This is a genomic window from Acinetobacter sp. CAU_H_56, from assembly GCF_058599425.1.
The window spans coordinates 374416-400796 of the sequence record NZ_CM178654.1; the positions used below are offsets into that span (position 1 = coordinate 374416).

Here is a 26381-nt window from a genome sequence, read left to right on the forward strand (position 1 = left end):
TGAAGTTGGATGTCTCGATCATGCAGACCTAATCTTCAATCACGTGCAAAAATTATTATTTTGAAGCAGAAGCATTTTTTCATGCTGATGAGCCAATTCCATGTCATTTTGGGCCACGCCAGGTGAGCATTTATGAGTTTATAAATTTTAAATTTATATACGTATGTATTTTATTGTTAACTCTTTGAAATCTAAGATTGATAAATTATTGGGCTGAAATAGTTGGAAACAAATAACAATGTTAAAAAAAGTAATCAGACCAAGAAAATCAAGGCTTTCAGAGGGAAATGGCTTTGTTAAACTCCCAAAATAGATGATCGTCGTTACTGTTTTTATATAAGAGATGAGACAAAAAGAAAGGGAGTAGGAGAAGATATTCGACGCCGTAGCAGTACTGTTTTAGCTACGGCGTCAATGAGCAATTTTAGCTGAAAATTAATTGGCAAAGGGTAAGGTTCCACCCTGATCATGGACCTGTTCAAATGTACCTACACGGAGCCGTTCTTCAGGGCGCTGGAAATGTTTCTGACGCAACTGATCAACTGCCTGCTGTTTGGCATTTTCACTCAGGCCACTTTTTAGGATGTTATCGCGCTCGCCCAAGTAACGAGTCACGTTCGATTTCCAAGTCGCACGTTCATCATCGAGTTTTTCCAGACGTTGGGTTGCTTCAGGCCCGACCAGATTCAGGCGCATCTGACGGATTTCTTCAGCAGAACCACCACGCGCTTTAATATCAGCGGTAAGTTTACGCAGATCTTCCAGTTTATTCAGCTGCTCCAGATTTTCTTGCCAATCCTTCGGTAACTGCGCAAACAGTTCTTTTAGCTTCTGAGCTTTTTCTGCTTCGCTCAGCTTTTTATCCGCCATGACTGCCATCCGGTCTAAGGTATATTCATGATAGGTATCTTCAGTGCCAAACAGGCCTTCAATTTCATAATCAGAGAAAAAGCGCTTACGTAGATTCTGGGTGCTGGCATAGATACTGCGGTAGTAAGCCGGATCTTCCTGATCCAGACCTGCAGGTGGAGTCAGTTCTCCTAAGCCTTGACGATACTGGATATAACGGTCCCAGAGATCCAGAACCTGTGATAACGCAGGTTCCTGATAATTTTGTTGAATATAGGCCTTAAAATCTCGCTGGATTTGTTCGAGGGTTTTTTCCCCATATTGGGTAATAAAATATTCAAAACAGTTACGGGTCTGTTCATTGACAATCAGGCGATTGCTGGCATCCATCTGCATCTGGCAATTAATTTCCGTATCCTGCTGGCTTGGACTCGGGAATATGTTATTTACGGGGCCATTGGCCAGTGCTGCTGCCTGCTGAGCGCTGCTTTCATTGGTGGATTGCGGGTCTGAGACACGTGCCTGTGCTTCATCCCTAGGAGCAAGCCATAGAATCAGGGTAATCAAGCACAATACGATGAGCGCAATCACGATCCATAGTTTATATTTCTGCATATCCTATGCACCTTTATTTTAATTATCGGATTATTTTAAATTTTGCATTCGGCAGAATAGGAGATATTGCACCTTATATGCTGTAGAAAAGTTGTAAATAATTGGTAGGGGTTTTACCATTGCGCCAATTTATAAAATGTCTGACTTTTTGCCATGAAATCCTCATCTCCTAAAATTCAGCGTCGTCATATCAGCGGTGTATTTCTATTAAATAAGCCTCTAGGCATCAGCTCCAATGCTGCATTGCAAAAAGTACGCTGGTTATATCGTGCGCAAAAAGCTGGACATACTGGTGCACTAGATCCCTTGGCATCCGGTCTTTTACCGATCTGTCTGGGTGAGGCGACCAAGTTTTCGCATTATCTGCTGGATTCAACCAAACGTTACCAGACCACAGTTTTTCTAGGACATAGCACCACCACAGGTGATGTCGAAGGGGACATACTGCTAGAAAAGCCAGTCCCTGAACTGAATGAAGAGTTGATTCAGGAGACAATTGCCAAGTTTATCGGTGAGATCCAGCAAGTGCCACCGATGTATTCGGCTCTGAAAAAGGAAGGTCGTCCGCTGTACGAGCTGGCGCGTAAGGGCATTGAAATCGAACGTGAAGCACGTCCAATTACCATTTATGCAATTGAGCTTTTATCCTTTACTGAAAATAGTATTACTTTGGATGTGACCTGTTCCAAAGGCACTTATATCCGGGTACTCGGCGAAGATATTGCCAAAGCACTCGGTACTTATGGTCATCTGACTTATCTGCACCGTACTCAAACTGGTCATTTTGAAATTATTCCAAGCTATACCATTGAATATCTGGAAAGCTTGACTGAGGCAGACCGTGAAGCACTATTACTGCCGGCTTATGCCCCGGTACAGCATTTCCCGCAGATTCAGGCACCGGAAGGCCGTGCAGAATATTTTAGCCGGGGTATGGAAAGTAATATCGACCATCCGGCAGAGCCGCAGGTGCTGGTCTTTGATGGCGAAAAATGCTTAGGCCTGGCTGAAATCACGGATAAAAAACGTCTGGTACCCAAACGTGTTCTTAATCTCTAGTCGCGTTGAATAACAATGGACATCGAGATTATCCTCAGTCTGGTGCTTTTTGCCTTTATGGCCGGAGCAATTGACGCTGCCGTCGGTGGTGGTGGTCTGATCCAGATCCCGGCAATTATGAGTAGCCTGCCGCAGTTGCAACCCGCCACGGTATTTGGCACTAACAAACTGGCCTCTATTTTTGGTACAGGATCGGCAGCCTTTTCCTATCTTAGACAGGTCAAACTGCCCTGGGTTTTACTTGGTGTAATTGCGCTGTGCAGCTTTATTAGCTCATTTATTGGAGCAGCCAGTGTCACCTTGATTCCGGTGGATATTCTCAAGCCTTTTGTGCTGATCATGCTGATCGTGATTGCAATCTATACATTCATGAAAAAGCAGTTCGGACGGGTACATGTCGAACAAAAGCTGAATAAAAAGATGCTGATACTGGCAGCACTAGGCAGCCTGGCCATCGGTTTTTATGACGGAATTTTTGGCCCGGGGACAGGCAGTTTCTTTATCTTTTTCTTTATTCGTTATCTGAGCGTGGATTTCTTGCATGCCTCAGCTTTATCGAAAATTGCCAATTTCACTACCAATCTTGCGGCACTGAGTTTCTTTATTCCTACAGGTCATGTGCTATTTCTGGTGGGTGCCATGATGGCAGCTGCGAATATTTGCGGTTCGCTGTTAGGAGTTAAATTGGCTTTTAAATATGGCAGCGGTTTTATCCGGATTCTGTTTCTGATCCTGGTCAGTTTGCTGATTTGCCGTATGGCTTATCAGATGTTTTTAGCCTAAAAATAGATGTAAACTATTCTCAATATTAAAGTTTTTTATACAAATTCGCCTTATAAATATTCCTGACCATTTGCCGGTTTCACTCTATGCTGAAGCAAAGGCATGACAAAAACAGGAGAACAATTACATGACCACCATTTTTGAAGCATTAAGAGAAAGTCATGAAATCCAGCGTGATCTGGCAGAAAAATTACTGCAAACTTCGGGGGATTCACCAGAACGTCGTGAGTTGTTCAAGCAGCTGAAGAATGAACTGTTTGCGCATGAAACGGCAGAAGACCGTTACTTTTATATTCCCTTGATGATGACAGATCCCGGCCTGAACATTACCCGTCATGCCTTGGCAGAACATCATGAAATGGATGAAATGATTGAGGAACTGACTGAAACTGAATTTAGTAGCCCAAGCTGGATTGCAATTGCCAAGAGACTGTCAGATAAGGTTCATCATCATTTGAAAGAAGAAGAGCATGCTTTCTTCCAGCAGGCCGGAAAAATTCTGGGCGATGAACAAAAACAGGCTTTAGCGGATCAGTACAAAACTGAATATCAGCGTTATAAAAAAATGAAAAAAGACATGCTGGTTAAAAGCTAATATTTAAATTTATTTAAATTCAAATTTTCATAACAAAAAAAGATGGCCAGAGTGCCATCTTTTTTATTTATTCAGCTTTCTATTTTCCGGGTTTTATACTGCTGCCGTGCTTCCCGCATGGTCACGCCAACTGAAGCCAGCATAATACAAACCAGCGCGACTGTCTGAAGTAGCGTAATTTTTTCACCCAGCAAGATAAAACCTACCAGTGCTGCCAGAGCTGGAGACAGACTGGAAAGCGTGCCATAACTGGTTTTATTCAAGTACTGGAGCGCTTTTAAATCCAGCGCATAAGGAATAGCGGTTGCCAGTACTGCGATGGTAATGGCCTTGCCCCAGTATTGGGTATCAATGAGCGCAGGAGCATTGTTATACAGTCCGATTGGTAGCAAACACAGGGCTGAAATACTGATGGCAATCGTCAGTGCATGCATCCCGATATTTTGCTGTACCACGCGTTGCCCAAAATAGATATACAGCGCCCAGCAGAGGCCAGCCCCTAGGGCACAGGCTGCACCAAACAGATCAAAGTTACTGCTATTGGCTTCCCCCCATGGCACCATCAGCACGATACCTAAAATTGCCAGTAACACCCAGACATAGTCCTTGCGGTTCTGAATTGAGATTAACGCTAGTCCTAGCGGACCAATAAATTCCAGTCCGACTGCAATCCCTTGCGGGAGTTTCCCGAGCGACATATAGAACAGGATATTCATCACACCCAGAGAAGCACTATAGCAGAGCAGATCCCGCCATTTCAGGAATTGTAAACGTCGAATAACTTTCCAGGAACGGAACATGACACAGACAATAATGGCGGCAAAGCAGAGTCTTAAAATAGTGACGGTGATCGGGTCAAGCACCAGGAAAAGTTGCTTGGCGAAGGATGCACTGATCTGGTATGAAGTCATGGAGAGAACCATGTACAACACAGCAAGAAGTTGGACGTTTGGCATGGGAGAAACTACTTATACCAGAAGGGTATAATCGAGATACAGAAGAAAGCGGAAGTATATCAAACTGGTTAATTTTTGATGAGTAGGGCAGACGAATATTTTGTGAATACGAAGCAGATTTTGGATCAGTGAATTTAAATTTTTGATTTCGTCCCTCACCGAAAAAATTAAATTCAAAATGAATTATTGATGAGATTGTGGTTACAAATTAATCAATTTTTTAATTTGATCTTAATTTTATATTTATTAAAATGACTTAGACCTCATGATTTGGGTCAACTTTAAAATAACAATGAAAAATAAAACGATGAAAAAATAATAAGGTAGATAATAATGAAATTAAGATTACTCTCTTGTGCTGTCTTGAGCCTTATGCTGACTGCATGTGGTGGCTCTGATTCTGATAATAACGAGCCAGTCGCAGGTCAACCAACCCCAACCAATCCTGGTAATCCGAGCAATCCTGGAACTCCGGATAATGGTGATGGAACATCAGATACGATTTCTGAATTCTATACCTATCAGTTCAACCTGCCGAATATTGATGCTTCAGATATGGAGTCGGAAAAGCTTCTATTGGCCAGTCATAAAAATAAAATTACTGACGGCATCTTATATGCAGATGATAACCGGGCTGTTGATACTGAATATGATCTTGATGAAGATATGACCTTCCCAATTTATGTTACAGAGAAAGGTGTATTCCCTGCAGATCGTGCCCGTACAGCATTAGGCTATAAACTGGAAAAGGTATTGGAAAATACTTCTGAACAATTTACCAGTCGTCCTGTCACTATTCCGGAAAATAACATCAGCAATCATCGACACCTGGAGTGGTATGACCTGTCAGGTAAAGCATTAACTGAACGTACCAATATTGCTGTCGTGAAGATGTATGACGATACCGAGACCAGAGTTTTCTTTGATACTGATACCACGGATGCTGAACGTAAATATTACAATCAGTTTGCTACCAATTTTGTCGGTTTGCAGAAGGCACGTACTTTCCCGAACGGATCTAAATGTTTCCGTATTCTGGCTCAGCATCCTGAAGAAGAATTTATTGAATTTGATCCGGATATCAAAACTGGCTATCGTACACTGGCTGAATGGCAGACAGGCGAGTCTGTTCAAGAGATGGCGAAAACCATTTTAGATGGCACGATGGCTAACCTGAAATTTAAAAAAGCCGAATATAAAGACGATGCCCAGCAATATTACAAATACTTTGGGGCGATCGAATATCAGGGTGAAATTTATTCAAGCACTTTCTCGGAACATGGGGAGCATATTGATCATGCCGATTATATTGCTCAAGCAAGAAAAGCTGCCTTGGACAATTTAAGGGAAGAGGGTGCAACTCCTCTAATGCTCAAATGGACAGATTACCTGTATGACCATCTTGCTTCGGCATGTGATGGCTATAATGTGACAGCAGCTACTGCATTAAATACAGCTATTAAGGATGCAACACCACGCTAAAATTAAATAGGTCATAAAAAAAGGCGCTTGAGCGCCTTTTTTATTTAGTGTTTTCTTCTTTGTATCGTCACCGTACAGCCAATCGATGCACTGATAATAGTGGCCAGCGCCAGCCATTGTGTCCACAATAAAGTCTCGCCTAAGAATACAAAACCGGAGAGTGCTGCAACCGCAGGTTCTAGGCTCATCAAGGTGCCAAAACTCAAAGCAGTTAAATTACGCAGTGCAATCATTTCCAGGGTAAAGGGTAAGGCACTTGCAAGAGTAGCCAAAATAACAAAATACATGAGGCTAATCGGTTCAAATATATGAGCAGGCATTCCCGCAAACAGGGCAATCGGCATTAGCACCAGCATGCCCACGAACATGCCTAGACACACGGTATGATTCCCTGATACACCCGAAGGCTTTTGTCCGGCCACGATATATAGTGCCCAGCAGGAACCTGCACCTAAGGCAAACAGGATGCCCATCGGGTCAAGCGGTTGTGCAGCCTGATCAAAGGGAAACAACAGAACCAGCCCCAGAATGGCCAATCCCACCCAAATAAAATCAAATTTCTGCCGGGCATAAAACAGGGCAACACTTAAGGGGCCAATAAATTCAAAAGAGACTGCGATTCCAATCGGCAATCGGTCAATTGCCAGATAAAACAGCATATTCATGCCAGCTAATGCCAAGCCATAACTGATAATGGCTGGCCATTTGACCTGGCGGAAATTGATCTGCCAGATTTTAAAAATGAGCGCCAAAATTAATGCACCAAGAAGTAGGCGCATTGCGGAAACGGTCAAGATCGGGAACTGGCCAAACAGATATTTGGCAAAGGAGCCGCTGCTCTGCATGCTGATCATCGCGATCAGCAGAATCAGCGGCGCTTGCACCATAGGTGCAATTTTAAGATTTGGCATGACTAAATTTGTTTCGATTTCTCGAAGAGCGGAAGAGCAGCATCAGCTGAGTAAGGCTTAAAAATAAAAACCTTTAAGCAATAAAAAAACCACAGCCCGAAGACTGTGGCTTTTTAAAAACCTGAATTAGAACAATACGCGAACGCGGATTGTACCTTCAAGGTTGTGTAGAGTATCGAGTGCTTCCTGAGATGCAGTTGCGTCTACATCCATCACTAGGTAACCCACATCGCCTTTGGTCATTAAAGTCTGACCAGAGATGTTAATGCCGTGTTCAGCAAACAGGTTGTTGATCTTAGACAACACACCCGGAATGTTTTTGTGGATGTGAAGCAGACGGTGTTTGCCTTCAGTTAATGGAAGCGCGATTTCTGGGAAGTTCACCGCAGAAAGCGTCATACCTTTATCTGAATAAGCTACAAATTTCTCAGCAACTTCCAGACCGATGTTCGCCTGAGCTTCCATGGTAGAACCGCCTACGTGTGGAGTCAGGATCACATTTGGAATATTACGTAATGGAGAAACGAATTCTTCGCCATTTGCTTTAGGCTCTTTCGGGAATACGTCAACCGCAGCACCCGCAAGATGGCCAGATTTCAACGCTTCAGCCAGATCTTCGATTACCACACATGTACCACGTGCCGCATTGATGAAGATTGAGCCTTCTTTCATTTGCGCGAATTGTTCTTTGGTCATGAAGTTACGTGTAGACGGAACATCAGGAACGTGAATAGAAACAACATCAGCATTTGCAAGAAGTTCGCCCATTGTGCCGACCTGACGTGCATTACCGAGTGGTAATTTAGTCACTGTGTCGAAATAGATCACTTTCATACCCAGGCTTTCAGCAAGGACAGAAAGTTGTGAACCAATTGAACCGTAACCAACGATACCTAAAGTCTTACCACGAGTTTCGAACGAACCTACAGCAGATTTGTTCCAGCCGCCTGCATGTGTATCTGTAGATTTTTCAGGTACACGGCGAAGCAGAAGAATCGCTTCAGCAAGTACAAGTTCAGCAACCGAACGTGTATTTGAATACGGTGCGTTGAATACCGGAATACCGCGACGCATTGCTGCATCCAGGTTCACCTGGTTGGTACCGATACAGAAACAGCCTACCGCGATCAGTTTGTTCGCAGCTTCAAACACTTCTTCAGTGAGCTGAGTACGGGAACGGATACCAATGAAGTGTGCATCTTTAATCGCTTCTTTCAGTGCTTCACCCTCAAGCGCTGTTTTGCGATAGTCGATATTGGTATATCCAGCTGCATTCAATGTGTCGATTGCGTTCTGGTGAACGCCTTCTAACAATAGAAAACGGATTTTATCTTTAGGTAGAGATAGATGTTGGCTCATTACGGCTCCGCTACAAAGGCCAAATTTAGTCGCCGTATAATAGCACAGGAATGGGGCGGTTATACATTTCCTTGATGACTACAATATCAGCTATTTTTGCAAGTGATAGTAGTGAAAATGATAGAACTGGTTGAATTAAACTATCATTTTCAAAGGTATATTATCAAAATTGTCATTTTTTAAGGGAAAGCCCCAAAAATAGCTTATAATATTGCGCCATGCTGTTTAAGCTGCCAGTTTTGGCGCTTTAATCATCATGTTTCGCCTGCTTTGTATACAGGTTTTAATGCCTGAAAAATATACAAATAAACTGGCGAGGTCTCTCTTGTTTAATTCATGCTAGGTCTGCAAACGATGAATGCTCCAGTCGCTTTAACCCCAGAGTTATTGACCCAATTGACTGCAATTGTGGGTGAAAACCGTATTAAAACTGATGCGGACAGCCTCCAGAATTGGGGTCGTGATCATACCAAACACTTTGATCCAAACCCATCGGTCATCGTTTTCCCATCTTCAACTGAACAGGTTCAAGCAATTGTGAAGCTTGCCAATCAGTTCAATGTTGCAGTAACACCATCAGGTGGTCGTACTGGTCTTTCTGCAGGCGCTGTCGCTGCGAATGGCGAGATTGTGGTGAGCATGGATAAGATGAACCAGATTCTGGAATTCTTCCCCGCAGACCGTATGGTGTGCGTACAGGCAGGTGTGGTGACTGAACAGTTGCAAAACTATGCTGAAGAGCAGGGCATGTATTACCCGGTAGATTTTGCCTCTTCTGGTTCAAGCCAGATCGGCGGGAACATCGGCACCAATGCCGGCGGTATTAAAGTGATCAAATACGGCATGACCCGTAACTGGGTGCTTGGCCTGACTGTAGTGACCGGTAAAGGTGATGTGCTGCGTCTGAACAAGGGCATGATCAAGAACGCGACTGGTTATGCGTTACAACACCTGTTCATCGGTGGTGAAGGTACTTTAGGTTTAGTCACTGAAGCAGAAATCAAACTTGAGCGTCAGCCACACGACCTGCAAGTGCTGGTACTAGGCGTCCCTGATTTTGATGCGATCATGCCAGTGTTACATGCCTTCCAGGCAAAAATCGACCTGACTGCATTCGAGTTCTTCGGTGAGCTGGCGATGCAAAAAGTATTGGCCAATGGTCACGTACAGCGTCCATTTGAAACTGAATGTCCATTCTATGTATTGCTTGAATTTGAAGCGCCGTTTGAGCCGATTATGGACAAGGCGATGGAAATCTTCGAGCACTGTATGGAACAGGGTTGGGTGCTGGATGGCGTGATGAGCCAAAGTCTTGAGCAAGTACATAGCTTATGGCGTCTGCGTGAAGACATCTCTGAGTCGATCGCTCCATTCATTCCGTACAAAAATGACATCTCTGTACTGATCACTCACGTACCAGCTTTTATTAAAGAAATCGATGCGATCGTGAATGAAAACTACCCAGACTTCGAAATCTGCTGGTTCGGTCATATCGGTGACGGTAACCTGCACTTGAATATCCTGAAACCGGCTGACCTGACCAAAGATGAATTCTTTGCAAAATGCCAAGTCGTGAACAAGTACGTATTTGATACTGTGAAAAAATACGATGGTTCAATTTCTGCAGAACACGGCGTAGGTATGACCAAGAAACCTTATCTTGAATACACTCGTTCCGCTGAAGAAATCGAATATATGAAAGCACTGAAAAAAGTGTTCGATCCAAATGGCATCATGAACCCAGGCAAACTATTCGATCTTTAATCAGAATAGATTTACAAAAGCGCATCGAAAGGTGCGCTTTTTTTATTACTCTGTAACTGGACTTACAGAGTCTAAATAGCGTTAAGCTGAAAAGCCCGGCATGATAATTTCTGCATAATAAAGATAATCTGGGTTAAACAATATGTTACGGTTATTGGCGGTTACAATTTTAGGTCTGGGTGTGATGACATCAGGTTGTACAACCACCCAGAAAGTGATTGCAAAAGTGCAGTCTTCTTCAGATACACCTTTGGATCAGGTGCTTAAGATGAGGCCTGACCTGCGTGAAGAACTGGCAACAGTCGAGATACGTCAGTTCTTTAATCGTGTTGAGTCACCAACGGTTGGACAGGTAAAAGTGACTGAAACAGGTTTGATGGATGATTCGGTGAGATCGATTCAAACCATTTATCATTTTAGAAAAGAAGAGAAAAACTGGAAAATGAACAATACTGAAAAGCTCTATCAGTGTGTACGCGGTTCAAATACCAAAACTTTCCAGAAAGCAGTCTGTCCATAATAATGTTTGATCTTTAAACAAAACTTCGTTAAAAGCGTATCTTATTGATGCGCTTTTTTGTTTTAGAAAAGGGAAGTTAATGGACTCAAATATATTAGCCGCCACAATTGGTGTTATTGGGGGATTTTTAGCTTCACTCTCACTATTCTACTTAAATAGGTTTTATACTAACTGCGATAAAATAAAATCAGAAAAAATCCTACGAGAAAAATTATTGTATCGTGAGAAAGATAATGAGCTAGGGGCAGATAAAATTTTTATTTTTTCTTTACCTGATCTGAAAAGAGAAGTCTATTTAAATTGTCATGTCAATTGGGATAGTGGTATCACGCTTAATATGATGAAAGGTAATGAAGATTTAATATGGTTCTTAAGATTCTGTTGGTTAAGTTTGGTAAGGTTTTTTCCTCAAGACCATTTTTCAGCAGAAGGGCATATTGATTATATTGATAAATTTATTACGGATAGGGCCAACTATCATTACTCTAGATTGGACTGTAGTGACCAATTAAAAAGTGGGAGTATTTCTAAAATAACTTTAGGATATTCGATAGCAAAAGATATTGATCAACTGATTATAGAGTTAGTAGAACAACTTCTTCCTTTTGAAGATTCTAGAAAAGAAAAATGGTTTCAAGACTGGAATACTGTATAATTTAATTAATTATCATAAGTATATAAAATATATAATCTTTATTGAATTAACTTGGAAGAGCTATAAATTTTTTAGTTTTTCACTCGTGCTTATGAACCGGATGATTTGAGGTTAATTCAGAAAGAGAAAATATAATATTTTGATTAGACCATTCAAAAAGAGAACGGATTTAAAAATAGTACTCTGCTAAAATTATTCTTCTCTATTTTAGATAAAGTTCGGTCTGCTATTAACGGATAGACTGGCAATAACAACTCCCATGCAAAATGCCCAAACCCACAAACTGACCCGTGCCACACTGATGTTCCCACTGGCACTGGTTCTGTTTGAATTCTCCGTCTATATCTGTAATGACCTGATCCAGCCGGCCATGTTAGCCATTACCCGTGATTTTGGCGTGAGCAGTTCCTGGGCACCATCTTCCATGTCCTTTTTCCTGCTAGGTGGAGCATTTGTTGCCGCAATTTTAGGACCCTTATCGGACCGTTTAGGCCGTAAAAAAGTCTTGCTCGGTGGCGTGGCATTTTTTGTGATCTGCTGTCTGGCGATCTTACTCACACCGACTATTCAAAGCTTCCTGTTCCTGCGCTTTTTACAAGGTTTTGGCTTGTCCTTTATTGCTGCTGTAGGTTATGCCGCGATTCAGGAAAGTTTTGAAGAACGCGATGCCATTAAAGTCATGGCACTCATGGCCAATGTTTCCTTGCTGGCACCCCTTTTAGGGCCAGTGGTCGGTGCCTTTATGATTGATCATGTCTCATGGCACTGGGGCTTTATTGGCATCGCCTGTCTGGCATTTTTGAGCTGGTTTGGACTGAAAGCGAAAATGCCGAATCCGAACATCAGTATTCCCAAACAGCCACTTAGCTATATTATCGATGACTTTAAACAGGTTCTGAAAAATAAGCGTTTTGTGATCATGTCTATGGCATTGCCACTGGTGAGCTTGCCATTGATGCTATGGATTGCCTTATCTCCCGTGATTCTGGTTGAAGAGCTAGGCTTGAGCAGCATGCAATATGGCCTGGCTCAGTTTCCGGTATTGGGTGGCCTGATTCTGGGCAATATCATTCTGCTAAAAATTATCGACAAGATGCCGCTCGGTAAAACAGTAATGCTGGGTGTGCCATTGATGCTGTTCGGAACCATTTTGTTGTTAGTGGGAATGTTGATTCCGGATTATTTTCTGCATTGCCTGATTATCGGTACCACTTGCATCAGTCTGGGTGAAGGGATCAGCTTTTCGGTATTGTACCGTTTTGCCTTGATGTCATCTGAAGTGTCTAAAGGCACGGTTGCGGCAACGGTATCTATCTTAATGATGCTGAGTTTCTTTATCGTGATTGAAGTGGTCAGAATTGCATATGAAGCTTTTGATCTTTGGGCTTACTGCGGTGCCTCATTTATTTTAATTGCACTCTGGTTTAGCTTGCCGCGTATGCAGCTGAAACAGGTGATGCTGGAAAGAAAAGGGCGAGGGGAGTTTTAAAGAAGCTCCTCCTTTGTAAATGTTTAATTAAATGAAGCTATTTACTTTATGTGTCTCAAATACAAGTATTAAATGTTCTCTCTCCCTATGGGAGAGAGTGAGAGAGGGAAATATTAATAAAATAACCTCACCCTTGCGCAGCAGTGCTGCTCATCTCCTAAAAGGAGAGAAAACGTCCATGATGGATTTAATAATAATTAGAATTCAAAAGTTAAGCTTCAGCCGGCTGCTCTAACTTTTTTAATTTCATATCAAAGATAAATGGTCCAAACGGCAGAATCGAAGCGATCAAGCCCAGAATAAACATACTCAGAGACCATTTCTGTTTTTCGCATACTGCAAATAACACTACAAGAAAAAGCACGAAAAGAACGCCATGACCCATGCCGATATATTTCACCAGAATCGGGTTATCCATCATGTACTTGACCGGCATTGCAATAAATAACAGCAGCAGAAATGAAATACCTTCAAGCAATCCAACCAGACGTAAAGTTTTAATATTCACGCGCGCTTACTCTTCTATGTTCTATTCAGTCAGGCTTGAGTGTACCCAATCTGCCGATTTAAGCAAAATGAAATTTATAGAATAAAATGAATTATTTTAAATACTTATATCCTAGTGCTCCGCTTGGTTATTTGATTTCAACTGCCAGTAATTGCTGTCTTAGAGACAATAATTCAGGCAAGGTTTCCAGTAAAAGACTGATCTGTTTAAGTACCAGCAGCAGGTGGGTGGAAATATGTTCCTGCTGACTCAGTTGCCGGATTTCTGCCAATTGGCCTTGAATGTCCTGCTGCGGTACATTTTCAGGATTTGATAGGGCAGAGGTTAAGGTCTGCTGACAGGCAGAAAGCAGTTGCAGAATTTGCGGATCAGATACCTGTTCACGATGGCTACCCAATGCGGAAATATAACTGAGCTGACTGTGGCTATAAACCAGATAACGGAAGGCATTGCGAATCAGCACCGGATCTGGATTCGGTTCGGTACTTAGACTGGAAATCATATTGGAAAGGTCAATCTGGGCATTGTGGGCCAAACGACGTGCTGTCCGATAAGCAATGCTGTTATTTTTGCCATGCTGATATTGCTCCAGAATAGCCAGTAAATAGTTCAGCGTCGCTTGGGAAGATTTTTTGATGTTGCTGGAAATATTACGGAAATTCCAGTCTGGCCAGATGCAGCTGACCGCCAGCCAGGCGATCAGACAGCCAATCAGGGTATCGATAATGCGGGGCAGAATGACTGCATAGCCAGCGCCTTTCAGATTGAAAATCAGCAGTACCACCAAGGTTGCCATCAATGTGGCCATGGCATATTTCTTGGAACGTAAATAGAAAAAGCCGACACCGAAAATAACTGTGAGCAGCAATTGGCCTTCAATACTTGGCACAAAATACAGGATCGGAATGCCCAGAATGACGCCGAGCAATGTACCCAAAGTCCGTAGCTTTAAACGGCTTTTGGTGGCGAAATAACTGATCTGGCAGACAAATAAACTGGTCAGCAATATCCAGTAGCCATTTTTGGCAAAGGGCAATAGGGAAATTGCATAGCCGACCAGAAAGACCAAAGCGATCCGCACCGCATGACGAAACAGCGCCGATTGCGGTCCCAAATGGGGTCTTAATTTCAGCCAGAAATCCGCGGGTCCACGCAGATCATCATCAAACAGGCTGGAATCATCAAAATGCTTTGGATAATCCGGACGGTAAATGGCTTGTCCATCCTGCAAATGTTGCAGCTGTTCATGCACACTCAGCAGATTGCTCAGAATGAGCTGTAAGTTTTTCACTTCAATATTATTGGGATGCTGCGCAATCCAATCCTGCATGGAAGCTTCTAATGCTTTGAGTGCCAGCTGATGCTGTTCAGGAAGCTGATAAGTTTCGTTGCGTAGTACACATGCAGCCAATTGCTGGCAAGCAAGTGCCTGCAAGTGAATATTTTTCTGAATCCGAAAGATCAGATCGGTACGGCTAAAATGCTGGTGAATCTGCTCATAATGCAGATAGTTGGCAGTCGCCTGCTCATGGATATCTTGAGTCAGAAAATAAAGATTCAGCCAGTAAATAGTTTTATGATTCGGACGTGAGGCTTTGAGTCGGGTCAGTAAAGAATCTTTGGTACGATTAAAGCTTTCAATGACTTGGGTATTTTTTAAGGAAAGCTCATAGAGCAGCGGCTCAACATTATTCTGATTATCAGGATCAAATAATTTGGCTTTAGTCGATAGCAGTTCGGCCATCTGTTGCAGGTTGATGGACAGATTTTCCTGAACCTGCAAGGTGGGGCGAATCATATAGAATAGAATAGAAGTCAGGCCATACCACAGCACCCCAACTACAAAATACAGCGGCTGCTCATACCAGTGTCCATATTCTCCCAAGCCAAACATGGTGTAAATGGACAGCAATACAGTGCCAAATGAAATGGTGGCATAACGCTGTCCCAAAGCCCCCATTAAGATAAATACGGCACTAGAAAGTGATAGCCAGAGTGCAAACCAGATTTTATAGGGATGCAGAAATTCCAGCATACTACTGACTGCAAAAAACAGCAGCATGACCAGCCCCAGATTGCGTAGCCTTAAACTTAAACGGTCATCAAAATCGGTCAGAGCAGTGGCAATTGCCCCTAAAGTGACCGGAACAATCAAAGTCTCATAGCCGAGAAGTTTTAGGCCAAAAGTTGTCCCTGAAAGCACAATAAACATCTGCAAACAATAAGTTATCAAGGCACTGGACTGAAAAGGCAACAGGGCTTTTTTAAGTATGTGATGAAGAGGATGCAACATGGAATCTGAGCTATTCACAAGAATATGATCCGTGGTATTTGACTGCCGGTTTTAAATGCAATTTAAGCGCCAATTTCAAAAGAAATGTCTACTAAAAAACGGGCAAGAAGCCCGTTTTTGAATGCTAATAATCTGTGATAAATCAGATCACGCCGCACGCAATACGTTCACCGCCGCCGCCTAATGGTTGCGGTTCATCTGAATAGTTATCACCGCCTGCATGAACCATGATGGCACGACCCTGAACATCTGCCAGTTTCAGGCGTGGCGCAAGCAGAGTCACACGTGCTGTACCATCAGTGTTTACTTTAAGGGCTGGTAAGTCACCCAAATGACCCGTCACTGGTGTGCCATGATGAGGTGCCTGATTCGGGTTGTAGTGACTGCCGGCAGCAAGTGCAGCACCTGGTTTGCCATCTTTTTCACCCGGTGCACATGAACCATTTTCATGAATGTGGAAACCACGCTCACCCGCAGGAAGCTGTTTCAGATTAGTACGAATCACCAAGCCAGCCGGGCTGTCACTCAATAATACGGTACCAATCGATTCACCGACGCCCTGTGCAGAAACTGCATTCAGGGTCACGGTTTTAACATTTTCAGTCGAAGTAGAGGTTGAAGCGCAACCGGTAAAAAGTGCTGCACTGACTGCGCACAAAGCTGTAAGTTTAAATAATGAAGACATAATTATCACACCTTGATCTTTATTCTGCTTTTCGGAATCTATTGAAACAGAGCAAGACCAAAAGCACTATAGAAAATCAGTACTTAAATGTTTTAATTTGTTTAAGCCAGTCAGTTTTGTGATTTCGGTGCCTTGTTACGGCGCAGACGGAATTTTTTCTTCGGTTCAACCTCATGCGCCATAGTGGCTTTAGGCATCATCAAAGGTTCGTTCAGGTTGCTTTCATGCAGCCATTCACGCCAGATGGCCAGTAGTACCGCCAGAATCACTGGTCCAATAAAGACACCGACCAGACCAAAACTGGCAATGCCACCCAAGACACCAAACATGATCAGCAGGAATGGAATTTGTGTTGCGCCTGAAATGACCAGTGGACGAATCACGTTATCCGCTGTACTCACAATACAGACACCCCAGACCATGACGCCAACGGCTTCAATAGTCTGTCCTTGCGAGAATAGCCATAGCGAAACTGCACCATAAGCAACCGGAGGGCCAAAAGGAATTAAGGCAAAAATAAAGGTGATAATGGTCAGTACCATCGGGTTCGGTACGCCAGCCACAAAGTAGCTGATACCTGCCAGCAAAGACTGGGCAATTGCTGTTAAGCCTACGCCATAGACCACCGCACGTGTGGTATCTGAAATTGTCGCCAGATAATGATGAATACGTGGACCGACTACCATCTCAAAGGCTTTACGCACCTGATTCAGAATGGTATGGCCATCACGGTAGAAGAAGAATAACGACAGTACGGCAAAACACAGCTTGAAGACGTTTTTACTGATTTCATTCAGTACGACTTTACCATAATTCAGATGACCCTGAATCCAGGCTGAAATGGTCTGTGCAATACTGTTTGGATCGGCATTTATCTCATTCAGGGTACGGGTAATTTCCTTACCCACAAGTGGCAGGCCGCGAATAAAATCAGGAACACTAAGATGACCTGAGAATACCTGTTTTTGTAATTCAAAATACAGATTCCGGCCTTCGTGTTGCAGCATAAAAATGGCAAAGATAAAAGGCAGACCAAATACCAGAATTACACCCAGAATCATTATAGTCGCGCTCAGCGTCGGCCGATTGCCACTCATTCTTAAGATCGACTGATACAGCGGCCAAGTCATGTACGCAATAATGGCTGCCCAAACTACAGGAATGATGAAATACTTGAGTATGTGAAAACTCAAAAAAATCAGAATGAAAAACAGTCCAAATAATAAGACTTTTTGTAGTGTAGGCGCGTACTGTTGCACTGAATTTAGAAGCTCATTTTTTTTAGGTTGTGTCAGGCATATTAACTGAAAAAAAAGCGATCGAAAACGATAGTGCAGGAAGTAGTACGATTATTTTCCTAAGAATAAAAAGAAGAGGCTAAAAATAACAGAACTAGAACCATTGGCTTGGATCGTCAATAATGGCATTCAATAAAGGTTGCCATTGATCCTGTAATTCCCGGTACATCTTCTGCTGTTTATCAAAAATAGACAGGCCTTGCATGGCCAGCCGGCTATAAGGCGCACGTTCAGAAATCCAGGCGACCGGTTGCTGATCAATTTTATTGAAAAACTGCTGAATGTCCTGATTGCTGGCTGCATTAGGTTTGGTGCGGTTAGCGAGGAGCAGAATTTCAACCTTGCCTTTACGGATACGTTTAATATCATGCAAATGCTTGAGAAAACGGCGCGTAGAATCAATATCAAAAAATGAAGGCTGCAGCGGGGTAATGATGGCATCTGCTTCACTAATTAGCTGTTCGGCATGATCTTCATTCAGCGCTCCGGGTGCATCGATAATCAGATATTCCAAGTTTTTAGGCGCATCTCCAATCGATTTGGCATTTCGCCAGTCCAGACTCTGAATCGGTGCGGCATCTTTTGGGCGATGTTTCAGCCATTGCAAGGTCGATTTCTGGCTGTCCGCATCAGCCAGAGCAACTTTATAACCCTTTTGTGCCAGGGCAGCTGCCAGGCTAATTGCAGTAATGGTTTTACCACAGCCACCTTTCTGATTTGCAACTAAAATAGTTTTCATGACCCGGGATGATTTAATTCTGCTCCCGCCTAGCATATCATTCTTTGCAGGCTTACTGGATGGCAGACCCTTTCAACTTCAGTCGAAGGTAGGCAGCAAAATAAAGCAGATTAGGAAGATTGAATGTCCATTGGAATGGCCATGCTGATTGGTGCCTGTATTGGAGTAGTTTTAACTACCCTGATTCTGGGCCAGACGCGAAATGGTCGAATTAAAGCAGAATATGAACAATATATTGCCGAGCTGGAGCTGGAACATCAGCAAGCTTTAGTTGCTGCACAAAAACGCAGTGTGAATACCAGTCGTGCGGTACTCAAAGGCAAAATGGCCGAGCAGTTGGCACCGATCATGCCAGAGTTTCAATATCTGCCTAGTGATGCCAAATTTTTAGGTGATCCGGTGGATTATGTGGTCTTTGATGGCTATACCGATTTTCGTGACGGTGAGGGGCTGGCTGAAGATATTGAAGTGGTTTTGATTGATATTAAAAGTGGTGGTGCACGTCTGACCAAAGGCCAGATGGCAATTGCTCAAGCCATTCAGGAAGGGCGGGTACGTTTTGAGACTATCCGGATTGATTTTGAAGACTGAAGGACAGCAAGCTTCAACGCTACACTATGGATAAACTGATTATTGCCGCAGCACTGTTTGCGCTTGGACTATGGATCTGGTCGGAATACTTTCGGGCGATTCCGAATCTGGAGCAGGCCGGAGTACTCAAAAATTTTCAGGTAGAATCGATTGAGCCGCATCAGGCTGAATATCGCGTACTGGCTAAACAGTATTATGGGCCTGAGCGCCGTACCATTCATCCAGCCAGTCCGGTGGTGGGAAGTTTTAATGATCTGGCCTATGTCAGTAATATTGATCTGTTACTGGCAGTACCGGAAGTATCCAGTGCTGTATTTAAACCATTCAAGCTTGAGCAGGACAGGCGTTGTTTTAATATGACCGCTACAGACGCACAAGCCAATCCTGCGAACATTCAACCTCATTTGCTGAACCTGAGTGTGATTGCCGCCAGCGAAGCTGTTGCCAATAAGGTTCGCCGTTTAAAAGCAGATCAGCGGATTTGGCTGCAAGGTGACTGGGTACAGGTCAAATCAGCGACCAGCCAGCAAGAATTTCAGGTTGGAAAAAGCAATCCAAAATCAGCCCAATGCCGCCTGTTTAGAATAACTGATTTAAAAGTGCTGGATTAAAGCGGTTTATGCGCTCTAGCTAACAGCATACGCTGGCCAATCTTTGGAATACCTTCTGCATCGATATAATGAACTTCATCCAGTTCAAACCCAGCCTCTAAAAGAGCGGTTTCAATATCCCGGTTAAGATGACAGCCATCTGCCACTTTCTTCTGAATCGGGGTGAGTAAATGCTGTAAGCGCTGAATGTTGAGATGCTCTCGGTTTAATACATGCTCAACCAGATGAAAATGGCCGCCTGGCTTCAGAACCCGGTAAATTTCATGCAGACTTTGGTGCAGATCTGGAATACTACATAAGGTCCAGGTTGATACGATATTTTCCAGACTATTTTCTGCGAAAGGCAGAGCTTCTGCACGGGCCTGAATCTGTTCGACTGCAAAAGGGCTTTGACTGATGCGCTGCTCAGCCAGTTTAAAAATGTCCAGGTTAGGTTCCAGCGCATAGACTCTATCGACGGCCTGATAAAAAGGCAGATTCAATCCTGTACCGAAGCCAATTTCTAGGACTTCACCTGTAATAGGCAACAATAATTCACGGCGTAAATTCATCAGGGATGGGGTCTGCATGACCTGATTCAGCAGATGCGGAAAAATATGTTGTTGATAGAATTTATACAGCATGGTCGCATTCAAATGATTCTTAGACAGGCTTAGATTAACTGAAAATAACAGGGTTAGCTAAAGCCCTCCGCTCACCAAAATTGATCAACTTGTTACTAATTTCAACTATTTATTCATTAAAAAAATCGTACTATCAAACAAGATATTCTTGAAAAGATTTGATGGAATAAAGACAGAATTATGTTCAAACATCTTCGATACTATGCTTTGGCGGCCAGTCTTTTACTACCGCTTTATGGTCACACTTCTGTAGACCATAATGTTGCCAAAGGGCTGCCACCGATGGCCAAAGACCAATCTATTTCAGTCTTGCAGCCGTTTAAAGGTGATTTCCGCATTCTGGGATCAAAAATTTATACCGACGACGAGCAGGCTAAGTTCTCTCCGATCGATTATGCGGTGAGTTGGGGGTTGTTTGCACAACCTGAAATTGCCCGGCACATTACAGTCAATCAGTATAACCGTTACCTGAACTGGAAAATGGATCGCGTACCAGTGCCCATTGAACAGGCCAAACAGATGGTATCCAATATGCACATCATCCCTGCCAATCCACAAATTGCCAAAGCGATTAAACAGGTGAAACGTGGTGATCTGGTACGTTTGCAAGGTGAACTGGTGGAAGTACGTGATAAAGACCTCGTCTGGAAATCTTCTTTAACCCCAACCGATACCGGTGATGGTGCTTGTGAGGTGTTTCGGGTCAGCTCGATCAAGTGGATTGAGAAAGTAGGTAAAGGTTAACACTGGAAAACTTAGAACTTTCTGAAAGGGGTGTTTGGAGTGCTGCTGGGTGGCTTGGCTTTCTTGATATTTAATTTATTTTAAGCCTCATAGTTTTTCATTTTTTAAATGAACTACTTCTTCCAAAAAATAATTTTAATCTTAAATACGAATGTCATCTTGTTTTGTTAGTTTGATATAAAAAACCGCCAGAAATAGGCGGTTTTTTATTTGGCAGAATAACTTATTTGGCAGCCAGTGCTTCACCTTCAAATACAACACCATCCCAGCCATTTTGCATGAACTGACGGATATTCTGATGATCTGTTGCTTCTGGTGTAGTCAGTACAGCCGCATAGTGTTCTGCAAACAGGCTCAAGGTTTGTGCCTGATCCAGACCATTCAATTTGGCAAATGAAAATACTTTGGCACTGCCTTGGTTTTCAGTGGCAGCATTGGCCTGTTGACCATTTTTGAATGCAGTTGGTGTATGAGTATAGCGTGCATCGATATATGCAATCACATCTGCAAATTTAGCTTCGCCCGCAGCCAATTGAGCCAGTAATTCCTGAGCCATGTGGATTCCCTCTAGACTTAAATCAATTTGAATGGCGTCGAATATACCAATTTTTTGGCAAAGATCCATGTTCATTCTGCAATTTTAGGTGCATGATGTTATTCATTATTCTCGTCCCACATGGTGGCTGACGAAAGATTTAAGATCGAATAAAGACGGAGTAAACATGAACTGGCTTTTGGTGGCAATGGGAGGCGCGATTGGGGCAACACTGCGTTATGGAACAGGAATGTTGATTGCCAAGCCACAGATGCTATTTCCGTGGCCGACCTGGTGGATCAATGTTATAGGCTGCCTGTGTGCCGGGATTTTCTTTGCCTTTAGCCAGAAATACAGTTTCCTGCAAACCGAAGCACGGCTATTTTTGATGGTAGGTATCTTGGGCGGCTTTACGACTTTCTCCAGTTTTGGTCTAGAAACTTTTCAGCTGCTTAAGCAGGGTGCAGTCACGATCGCCCTAAGTTATGTGATCTCTAGTGTGATTATCGGAGTATTTATGCTAGGTATGGGCTTCTATTTAACTCAGCTGGCTTTGGCGCAGGCATAAAAAAGTCAGGAAATTGGAGGTAATTTCCTGACATAAACCACCATTTAAATTGAGAGAAAAATCGGAGGTTTTAAGTTTAACCACGTTTAAAACGGGCAAAACGTTTGTTAAAGCTCGCTACGCGACCTTCATTACTGGTTTGACGTTGCTCACCGGTATAGAACGGATGTGAAGCACTCGAAATATCCAGGGTGACATAAGGATAAGTCTTACCTTCATATTCCTTGGTCTGGCTAGAAGTCATGGTGCTGCCAATCACGAAGTAGGCATCAGCATTGGTGTCATGAAATAAAACTTCTTGATATTCGGGATGAATGTCTGGACGCATCGTAATATTCCTCTTGTAATTTAAGGGTAATGTTATAATGTAACATTTGATATTTCAAGTGAAGTAGGGTTACTGCTTGTAAGCTTATTACTTCAACCTAACTGCGACTTGGCACGATTTCTTCAAATACATCACTCAAATCATCATGTACTTTCAAATGAATCAGGTTCCAGTACTGTCCGGAAATAGTACGGTTCACCATCAAGGTATCTGGCGACGGTTTGAATACATCCCAATATTTCAGAGAAGGTTTGAGCAATTCCATTCCATCATGATGTGCTGAGTTTTCAGCAAAATCATAATTGGTAGTTAAAGGACGCATCAGTACTTCTAGCCATTGCTCATACAGATCGGCCGGGAATTTTCCGGTCTCTGTCAGGGTATGCAGGGCATCCAGTTGCTGTTCAATAGTCGAAATATCCTTGTCACGGGCTGCATGGATCAATTCTTTGAAGTGAGTAATGATCTCGGTAGAAAGCGTTTTAACACCGCCGTAATCGTAAATAATCACCGAGCCATCTTCACGGAAGGCAAAGTTCCCTGGATGCGGATCACAGTGAAAACGTTTCAGATAGAAAATTTCCTGACCAATCGCACGGAATAATCGGCGGCCTAGGGCATTACGGGTTTCTAGCGGCCATTGGCTGGCCGTTTCCATACTTTCACCCTGTTCCAGGCTTAGGGTCAGAATATGGCGGGAAGAATACTCACTAAATACTTTCGGAATTACAATTTGGTGATCGAGCGATTCATGAAAGGCACGCGCCACTTCCAGATTCTGAGCCTCAATTTCATAATTGAGTTCATTGTCCAGACTATGCTGGATTTCCTTAAATAGCTGATCCTGCAACTTGCGGTCAATTTTAAGTACACCCATCAAACGCAAGGCGAGACGAACCTGTTTCAGGTCACTTTCACAGGCTTCTTCCACTCCCGGATATTGCACCTTGACCACAACCTGCTGGCCATCGGGTAGCGTCGCTTTATGCACCTGTCCGATCGAGGCTGCGGCAAAAGGCTGCTCATCAAACTGCTGGAATAGGTCCTGCAAAGATTTGCCTAATTCTTTTTCGACCTGTGACTGAATCTCTTTAAATGGCATCGGTGGAGCCTGACGCTGCAATTTGGAAATGGCTCGAGCAACTTCAGGCGGAAAAATATCTTTATATTGCGAGGCAATCTGGCCGACTTTCATCACCGCACCTTTCATTTCCCCCAAGGTATCAGCAATCTGTACTCCAATATCCTGAAATAATTTACTGCGTGCAGCATTTTTCTGCTCTTCATCCGCAGTTAAATTTTTAATCGAATTGGATAGGGTTTTACTTGCAATACTTGCGGTCATTCCAGCCAATTTCATAAAGCGGCGACCAGGCGTTCGAGCCGTTTTTGCCATGCGAGATTCCTCAAAATCACCATTTTTATGGGTGTATCTGATCATAGGTGACAAACTATAAATTGCCTATATTTAATTGTAGATGTTATGTTGCAAAGCTTCTCAAAGTATTCATATTTGCTTGATATTATTCACTTGATTTATGCAATTTTTAAACCATCTTGGCATCTGTATGGTAGTTTTTGAATCAATTATTTAATTATTCTGAAGAGAGCAAAACATGATTTTTGAGTTCCTTTCCATGATGAAAGGCTTAAAATAATGGCATCTCAAGATCAAGAAATTTCAATGAAAGTCTATCGATATTTTACTGGCAAAGATGATGTGAATTTTTGTGCCCGTGTGACCAAGGCGCTTAATGAAGGCTATGAACTTTATGGTGCGCCGACCATGACCTTTAATGGAACAGATGTGATTGTGGGGCAAGTGGTGATTAAAGAAGTCGCAGATGAGTCGGAGATTCCACAGGGATTAAAAGATGCATTAAATCAGTAATTCAATGCATCTTTTTAAATAATAAGAGAATTAGGCACGCTGGCTTAAACGTTTGTTATTGCCATAAAGTCGTGCCAGCAATAAAACACAGGCCACGCTTAGACCGACAATCAGTCCGACCCAGACGCCTGCCGCACCCATATCTCCAAAACGGGATAGATAAACCCCTACAGGAAAGGCAATCACCCAATAGGCAATCATGGTGATCCACATCGGACCTTTGGTATCCTGCATGCCGCGTAAGCAGCCTGCAGCACTGATCTGCCAGGCATCCATCAGCTGATAGGCCACAGCAAAGAGCACCAGATAAAGCGCGATCTGGGTCACCATCGGGTCAGAGGTATAGAGCGCTACGATTTCACTACGGAACACCCAAAGCATCAACATGATCAGCAGAGCCAGAATCGTCGCAGTCATCAGACCTAAGCCTTGCACTCTACGCATGGCATCCCAGTTCTGTTCACCATAATAAGTTCCCACCCGAATGGTCAGTGCAATGGCGAGAGACATGGGAATCATGAACAATTGCGAGGTAACGGAAATAGCAATCTGGTGAGCGGCCACAATGGTTTCACCTAATGGACTCAGAACAATCGCTGCGGTACTAAAAATACTCACTTCAAAGAAAATTGCCAGTCCGATCGGAAAGCCCAGCTTTAAAATCCGTTTCAGCCAATACGCATTTAGCTTTTCCCAGTGACTAAATGGCTGACTATTTTGATAAACCCGATTTTTAAAAATATACAGTGCCAGACTCATTAACATGAGCCACTGCAGAATTGCGGTGGCAAAACCACAACCTGCACTGCCCAGCGCATGTATTGGACCAACTCCATACATAAAAATGAAGTTCAATGGAACCAAAAGCAGTAGCGCCATGAGGCTAATGGCAGTGACCGGACGTGGATAACCAATGGCTTCAGAGTAGCCACGTAAAGCCGCATACATGGTTACAGCAGGCATACCAAAGCCGATGGCATGCAAAAACAGGCCAGCTTTAGGTTGCAGACTTTCTGGAACACCTAGTAAAGGTAAGGTGAGTGGCAAAACTTGTAAAACCAGACCCGCAATCACCCCCAGGATGAATGCAACCCATAGTGATTGCCGCGCAATTGTGGCGATTTTTTCAGGTGTACGTGCGCCTTTCGCTTCCGCTACCAAAGGTGTAGTAGCAATCATAATGCCACTAAACAGTAGCATGACTGGAATCCAGAGGCCGACACCAACCGCAATCGCTGCCAGATCAGTCGGTGAGAGACGCCCGGCCATAATCGTATCAATCAGGCCCAAACCTGCTTGGGAGAATTGTGTGACCAGAATGGGCAACATCAGATGGAACAGCTGTTTTAATTCATAACGACGGGTTGTGGCTGTCAAAACATTCGACACAAAAATTACTCATTAGTGATCATGTGCTTAGAGATAAGGTTTAGCGTTGTAAAGTGAGAAGCACACCAATAAAAATCACCACGCCACCTAAAAGACGTTGCCAGTTCACCGGCATTTTTTCATTGCCCAGCAGACCAAACTGATCGACGATCATGGACATCACCATCTGACCAAAAATAATCATTCCGGTCAGTGTCAGGAAGCCCATTTTGGGAGCAGCATAAATACTCATGCTGATCGCATAAACACCCAAAAATCCACCTAACCAGAGATACCAGGGAACTGCAATCAGCTCCTGTAAACCTGGTTTGGGATGTGACTGAAACAGCACGATGCCGGCAAGCACTATTGTACCAATCAAAAAGGAAAAAAATGCAGCTTGAATAGGAGAATATAAATATTCTTTTAATTGGGTATTAATAGCCGTCTGTAAGGTCAGCAAGACCCCGATTGCAAAGACCAAAGGCAGTAAAATGAGGAGCTGGGAAGATATTTTCATAATTTTAACTATCTAATTCTATTTAAATTTTTAGGCATTAGG

The 26381-nt window shown here is 43.2% G+C and carries 28 protein-coding genes; 13 read left to right on the forward strand and 15 right to left on the reverse strand.

Annotation, left to right across the window (positions count from 1 at the left end; translation table 11 throughout):
- Positions 1 to 435 precede the first annotated feature (435 nt).
- Positions 436 to 1464: a lipase secretion chaperone gene (locus AC4MCC_RS01765; protein WP_491885617.1), complete on the reverse strand. Its 1029-nt coding sequence runs from the start codon at positions 1462 to 1464 to the stop codon at positions 436 to 438.
- A gap of 153 nt (positions 1465 to 1617) precedes the next feature.
- Here AC4MCC_RS01765 and truB point away from each other — a divergent pair, with 153 nt between their 5' ends.
- The 3 genes from truB to AC4MCC_RS01780 all read left to right on the forward strand — a co-directional run bounded on the left by truB (position 1618) and on the right by AC4MCC_RS01780 (position 3901).
- Complete coding sequence (gene truB / locus AC4MCC_RS01770) at positions 1618 to 2523, forward strand: tRNA pseudouridine(55) synthase TruB (RefSeq protein WP_491885618.1); 906 nt, start codon at positions 1618 to 1620, stop codon at positions 2521 to 2523.
- Between the two features lie 15 nt (positions 2524 to 2538).
- Positions 2539 to 3306 (forward strand): sulfite exporter TauE/SafE family protein, encoded by a 768-nt coding sequence (locus AC4MCC_RS01775; protein ID WP_004787054.1) that lies wholly within the window; start codon positions 2539 to 2541, stop codon positions 3304 to 3306.
- Positions 3307 to 3433: 127 nt separating this feature from the next.
- The gene (locus AC4MCC_RS01780) at positions 3434 to 3901 is read left to right on the forward strand and encodes a hemerythrin domain-containing protein (RefSeq protein ID WP_180179401.1); all 468 of its coding nucleotides are present in this window, start codon (positions 3434 to 3436) and stop codon (positions 3899 to 3901) included.
- A 71-nt stretch (positions 3902 to 3972) separates the two neighbouring features.
- Here AC4MCC_RS01780 and AC4MCC_RS01785 read toward each other — a convergent pair whose 3' ends face one another.
- Positions 3973 to 4857, reverse strand: coding sequence for an EamA family transporter (locus AC4MCC_RS01785; protein WP_491885619.1), 885 nt, complete (start codon positions 4855 to 4857; stop codon positions 3973 to 3975).
- Positions 4858 to 5190: 333 nt separating this feature from the next.
- On the opposite strand from AC4MCC_RS01785, the gene AC4MCC_RS01790 reads away from it, so the two are divergent.
- Positions 5191 to 6339, forward strand: coding sequence for a hypothetical protein (locus tag AC4MCC_RS01790; RefSeq protein WP_491885620.1), 1149 nt, complete (start codon positions 5191 to 5193; stop codon positions 6337 to 6339).
- Between the two features lie 44 nt (positions 6340 to 6383).
- On the opposite strand, the gene AC4MCC_RS01795 is transcribed toward AC4MCC_RS01790, so the two are convergent.
- Both AC4MCC_RS01795 and serA read right to left on the reverse strand, forming a co-directional pair.
- Positions 6384 to 7250 (reverse strand): EamA family transporter, encoded by an 867-nt coding sequence (locus AC4MCC_RS01795; protein ID WP_491876488.1) that lies wholly within the window; start codon positions 7248 to 7250, stop codon positions 6384 to 6386.
- Between the two features lie 126 nt (positions 7251 to 7376).
- On the reverse strand, positions 7377 to 8609 hold the full coding sequence (gene serA / locus AC4MCC_RS01800; RefSeq protein ID WP_005233651.1) for a phosphoglycerate dehydrogenase: 1233 nt from the start codon (positions 8607 to 8609) through the stop codon (positions 7377 to 7379).
- A gap of 354 nt (positions 8610 to 8963) precedes the next feature.
- Here serA and AC4MCC_RS01805 point away from each other — a divergent pair, with 354 nt between their 5' ends.
- The 4 genes from AC4MCC_RS01805 to craA all read left to right on the forward strand — a co-directional run bounded on the left by AC4MCC_RS01805 (position 8964) and on the right by craA (position 13037).
- Positions 8964 to 10373: an FAD-binding oxidoreductase gene (locus AC4MCC_RS01805; protein WP_491885621.1), complete on the forward strand. Its 1410-nt coding sequence runs from the start codon at positions 8964 to 8966 to the stop codon at positions 10371 to 10373.
- Between the two features lie 142 nt (positions 10374 to 10515).
- Positions 10516 to 10893 (forward strand): hypothetical protein, encoded by a 378-nt coding sequence (locus AC4MCC_RS01810; RefSeq protein WP_312210962.1) that lies wholly within the window; start codon positions 10516 to 10518, stop codon positions 10891 to 10893.
- 79 nt (positions 10894 to 10972) lie between these two features.
- Positions 10973 to 11548, forward strand: coding sequence for a hypothetical protein (locus tag AC4MCC_RS01815; protein ID WP_491885622.1), 576 nt, complete (start codon positions 10973 to 10975; stop codon positions 11546 to 11548).
- 259 nt (positions 11549 to 11807) lie between these two features.
- Positions 11808 to 13037 carry a chloramphenicol efflux MFS transporter CraA gene (craA, locus tag AC4MCC_RS01820; RefSeq protein WP_491885623.1) on the forward strand — a complete coding sequence of 410 codons (1230 nt, stop codon included), beginning with the start codon at positions 11808 to 11810 and terminating at the stop codon, positions 13035 to 13037.
- A 211-nt stretch (positions 13038 to 13248) separates the two neighbouring features.
- Here the strand turns inward: craA and AC4MCC_RS01825 are convergent, their stop codons facing one another.
- From AC4MCC_RS01825 to AC4MCC_RS01845, 5 genes are all read right to left on the reverse strand, one after another.
- Complete coding sequence (locus AC4MCC_RS01825; RefSeq protein ID WP_004787034.1) at positions 13249 to 13545, reverse strand: DUF3817 domain-containing protein; 297 nt, start codon at positions 13543 to 13545, stop codon at positions 13249 to 13251.
- A gap of 127 nt (positions 13546 to 13672) precedes the next feature.
- On the reverse strand, positions 13673 to 15838 hold the full coding sequence (gene yccS, locus AC4MCC_RS01830; protein ID WP_491885624.1) for a YccS family putative transporter: 2166 nt from the start codon (positions 15836 to 15838) through the stop codon (positions 13673 to 13675).
- A 142-nt stretch (positions 15839 to 15980) separates the two neighbouring features.
- Positions 15981 to 16523 (reverse strand): superoxide dismutase family protein, encoded by a 543-nt coding sequence (gene sodC, locus AC4MCC_RS01835; protein ID WP_180168071.1) that lies wholly within the window; start codon positions 16521 to 16523, stop codon positions 15981 to 15983.
- A gap of 110 nt (positions 16524 to 16633) precedes the next feature.
- Positions 16634 to 17782: an AI-2E family transporter gene (locus AC4MCC_RS01840; RefSeq protein WP_491885625.1), complete on the reverse strand. Its 1149-nt coding sequence runs from the start codon at positions 17780 to 17782 to the stop codon at positions 16634 to 16636.
- Positions 17783 to 17915: 133 nt separating this feature from the next.
- Complete coding sequence (locus AC4MCC_RS01845) at positions 17916 to 18560, reverse strand: ParA family protein (RefSeq protein WP_419364104.1); 645 nt, start codon at positions 18558 to 18560, stop codon at positions 17916 to 17918.
- A gap of 123 nt (positions 18561 to 18683) precedes the next feature.
- Here AC4MCC_RS01845 and AC4MCC_RS01850 point away from each other — a divergent pair, with 123 nt between their 5' ends.
- Both AC4MCC_RS01850 and AC4MCC_RS01855 read left to right on the forward strand, forming a co-directional pair.
- A complete protein-coding gene (locus AC4MCC_RS01850; RefSeq protein WP_004787020.1) occupies positions 18684 to 19151 on the forward strand; it encodes a Holliday junction resolvase-like protein in 468 nt (155 codons plus the stop codon).
- A gap of 26 nt (positions 19152 to 19177) precedes the next feature.
- On the forward strand, positions 19178 to 19762 hold the full coding sequence (locus tag AC4MCC_RS01855) for a hypothetical protein (protein WP_302700376.1): 585 nt from the start codon (positions 19178 to 19180) through the stop codon (positions 19760 to 19762).
- Here AC4MCC_RS01855 and AC4MCC_RS01860 read toward each other — a convergent pair.
- On the reverse strand, positions 19759 to 20385 hold the full coding sequence (locus AC4MCC_RS01860; RefSeq protein WP_419374508.1) for a class I SAM-dependent methyltransferase: 627 nt from the start codon (positions 20383 to 20385) through the stop codon (positions 19759 to 19761). The two genes, AC4MCC_RS01855 and AC4MCC_RS01860, sit on opposite strands and share 4 nt — an antisense overlap.
- A 180-nt stretch (positions 20386 to 20565) precedes the next feature.
- On the opposite strand from AC4MCC_RS01860, the gene AC4MCC_RS01865 reads away from it, so the two are divergent.
- Positions 20566 to 21129, forward strand: a complete 564-nt coding sequence (locus AC4MCC_RS01865; RefSeq protein ID WP_004787012.1) for a hypothetical protein — start codon at positions 20566 to 20568, stop codon at positions 21127 to 21129.
- A 223-nt stretch (positions 21130 to 21352) separates the two neighbouring features.
- Here the strand turns inward: AC4MCC_RS01865 and AC4MCC_RS01870 are convergent, their stop codons facing one another.
- Positions 21353 to 21685, reverse strand: coding sequence for a HopJ type III effector protein (locus AC4MCC_RS01870; RefSeq protein ID WP_491876495.1), 333 nt, complete (start codon positions 21683 to 21685; stop codon positions 21353 to 21355).
- A 166-nt stretch (positions 21686 to 21851) separates the two neighbouring features.
- Between AC4MCC_RS01870 and crcB the strand changes: the two genes are divergently transcribed.
- Positions 21852 to 22232: a fluoride efflux transporter CrcB gene (gene crcB / locus AC4MCC_RS01875; protein ID WP_341119973.1), complete on the forward strand. Its 381-nt coding sequence runs from the start codon at positions 21852 to 21854 to the stop codon at positions 22230 to 22232.
- A gap of 76 nt (positions 22233 to 22308) precedes the next feature.
- Here the strand turns inward: crcB and AC4MCC_RS01880 are convergent, their stop codons facing one another.
- Both AC4MCC_RS01880 and AC4MCC_RS01885 read right to left on the reverse strand, forming a co-directional pair.
- Positions 22309 to 22560 carry a type B 50S ribosomal protein L31 gene (locus tag AC4MCC_RS01880; RefSeq protein WP_491885626.1) on the reverse strand — a complete coding sequence of 84 codons (252 nt, stop codon included), beginning with the start codon at positions 22558 to 22560 and terminating at the stop codon, positions 22309 to 22311.
- 97 nt (positions 22561 to 22657) lie between these two features.
- Positions 22658 to 23956 carry an ABC1 kinase family protein gene (locus tag AC4MCC_RS01885; RefSeq protein WP_004787005.1) on the reverse strand — a complete coding sequence of 433 codons (1299 nt, stop codon included), beginning with the start codon at positions 23954 to 23956 and terminating at the stop codon, positions 22658 to 22660.
- 288 nt (positions 23957 to 24244) lie between these two features.
- Here AC4MCC_RS01885 and AC4MCC_RS01890 point away from each other — a divergent pair, with 288 nt between their 5' ends.
- Complete coding sequence (locus AC4MCC_RS01890) at positions 24245 to 24451, forward strand: DUF1737 domain-containing protein (RefSeq protein WP_034701512.1); 207 nt, start codon at positions 24245 to 24247, stop codon at positions 24449 to 24451.
- A gap of 30 nt (positions 24452 to 24481) precedes the next feature.
- On the opposite strand, the gene AC4MCC_RS01895 is transcribed toward AC4MCC_RS01890, so the two are convergent.
- Both AC4MCC_RS01895 and AC4MCC_RS01900 read right to left on the reverse strand, forming a co-directional pair.
- A complete protein-coding gene (locus tag AC4MCC_RS01895; protein WP_491885627.1) occupies positions 24482 to 25840 on the reverse strand; it encodes an MATE family efflux transporter in 1359 nt (452 codons plus the stop codon).
- A gap of 40 nt (positions 25841 to 25880) precedes the next feature.
- Entirely contained in the window at positions 25881 to 26339 is a 459-nt protein-coding gene (locus AC4MCC_RS01900) for a DMT family transporter (RefSeq protein WP_159122648.1), read from the reverse strand.
- Between the last annotated feature and the right edge of the window lie 42 nt (positions 26340 to 26381).

What these genes read in the sequence shown, in the direction of transcription:
- AC4MCC_RS01900 (WP_159122648.1), bottom strand. Translation starts at nt 26,339, where the DNA reads ATGAAAATATCTTCCCAGCTCCTCATTTTACTGCCTTTGGTCTTTGCA.
- AC4MCC_RS01890 (WP_034701512.1), top strand. Translation starts at nt 24,245, where the DNA reads ATGAAAGTCTATCGATATTTTACTGGCAAAGATGATGTGAATTTTTGT.
- crcB (WP_341119973.1), top strand. Translation starts at nt 21,852, where the DNA reads ATGAACTGGCTTTTGGTGGCAATGGGAGGCGCGATTGGGGCAACACTG.
- AC4MCC_RS01780 (WP_180179401.1), top strand. Translation starts at nt 3,434, where the DNA reads ATGACCACCATTTTTGAAGCATTAAGAGAAAGTCATGAAATCCAGCGT.
- AC4MCC_RS01790 (WP_491885620.1), top strand. Translation starts at nt 5,191, where the DNA reads ATGAAATTAAGATTACTCTCTTGTGCTGTCTTGAGCCTTATGCTGACT.
- AC4MCC_RS01865 (WP_004787012.1), top strand. Translation starts at nt 20,566, where the DNA reads ATGTTCAAACATCTTCGATACTATGCTTTGGCGGCCAGTCTTTTACTA.
- AC4MCC_RS01795 (WP_491876488.1), bottom strand. Translation starts at nt 7,250, where the DNA reads ATGCCAAATCTTAAAATTGCACCTATGGTGCAAGCGCCGCTGATTCTG.
- AC4MCC_RS01885 (WP_004787005.1), bottom strand. Translation starts at nt 23,956, where the DNA reads ATGGCAAAAACGGCTCGAACGCCTGGTCGCCGCTTTATGAAATTGGCT.
- truB (WP_491885618.1), top strand. Translation starts at nt 1,618, where the DNA reads ATGAAATCCTCATCTCCTAAAATTCAGCGTCGTCATATCAGCGGTGTA.
- AC4MCC_RS01765 (WP_491885617.1), bottom strand. Translation starts at nt 1,464, where the DNA reads ATGCAGAAATATAAACTATGGATCGTGATTGCGCTCATCGTATTGTGC.
- AC4MCC_RS01880 (WP_491885626.1), bottom strand. Translation starts at nt 22,560, where the DNA reads ATGCGTCCAGACATTCATCCCGAATATCAAGAAGTTTTATTTCATGAC.
- AC4MCC_RS01775 (WP_004787054.1), top strand. Translation starts at nt 2,539, where the DNA reads ATGGACATCGAGATTATCCTCAGTCTGGTGCTTTTTGCCTTTATGGCC.
- yccS (WP_491885624.1), bottom strand. Translation starts at nt 15,838, where the DNA reads ATGTTGCATCCTCTTCATCACATACTTAAAAAAGCCCTGTTGCCTTTT.
- AC4MCC_RS01860 (WP_419374508.1), bottom strand. Translation starts at nt 20,385, where the DNA reads ATGCTGTATAAATTCTATCAACAACATATTTTTCCGCATCTGCTGAAT.
- sodC (WP_180168071.1), bottom strand. Translation starts at nt 16,523, where the DNA reads ATGTCTTCATTATTTAAACTTACAGCTTTGTGCGCAGTCAGTGCAGCA.
- AC4MCC_RS01855 (WP_302700376.1), top strand. Translation starts at nt 19,178, where the DNA reads ATGGATAAACTGATTATTGCCGCAGCACTGTTTGCGCTTGGACTATGG.
- AC4MCC_RS01815 (WP_491885622.1), top strand. Translation starts at nt 10,973, where the DNA reads ATGGACTCAAATATATTAGCCGCCACAATTGGTGTTATTGGGGGATTT.
- serA (WP_005233651.1), bottom strand. Translation starts at nt 8,609, where the DNA reads ATGAGCCAACATCTATCTCTACCTAAAGATAAAATCCGTTTTCTATTG.
- AC4MCC_RS01850 (WP_004787020.1), top strand. Translation starts at nt 18,684, where the DNA reads ATGTCCATTGGAATGGCCATGCTGATTGGTGCCTGTATTGGAGTAGTT.
- AC4MCC_RS01810 (WP_312210962.1), top strand. Translation starts at nt 10,516, where the DNA reads ATGTTACGGTTATTGGCGGTTACAATTTTAGGTCTGGGTGTGATGACA.
- AC4MCC_RS01870 (WP_491876495.1), bottom strand. Translation starts at nt 21,685, where the DNA reads ATGGCTCAGGAATTACTGGCTCAATTGGCTGCGGGCGAAGCTAAATTT.
- AC4MCC_RS01845 (WP_419364104.1), bottom strand. Translation starts at nt 18,560, where the DNA reads ATGAAAACTATTTTAGTTGCAAATCAGAAAGGTGGCTGTGGTAAAACC.
- AC4MCC_RS01805 (WP_491885621.1), top strand. Translation starts at nt 8,964, where the DNA reads ATGAATGCTCCAGTCGCTTTAACCCCAGAGTTATTGACCCAATTGACT.
- AC4MCC_RS01785 (WP_491885619.1), bottom strand. Translation starts at nt 4,857, where the DNA reads ATGCCAAACGTCCAACTTCTTGCTGTGTTGTACATGGTTCTCTCCATG.
- craA (WP_491885623.1), top strand. Translation starts at nt 11,808, where the DNA reads ATGCAAAATGCCCAAACCCACAAACTGACCCGTGCCACACTGATGTTC.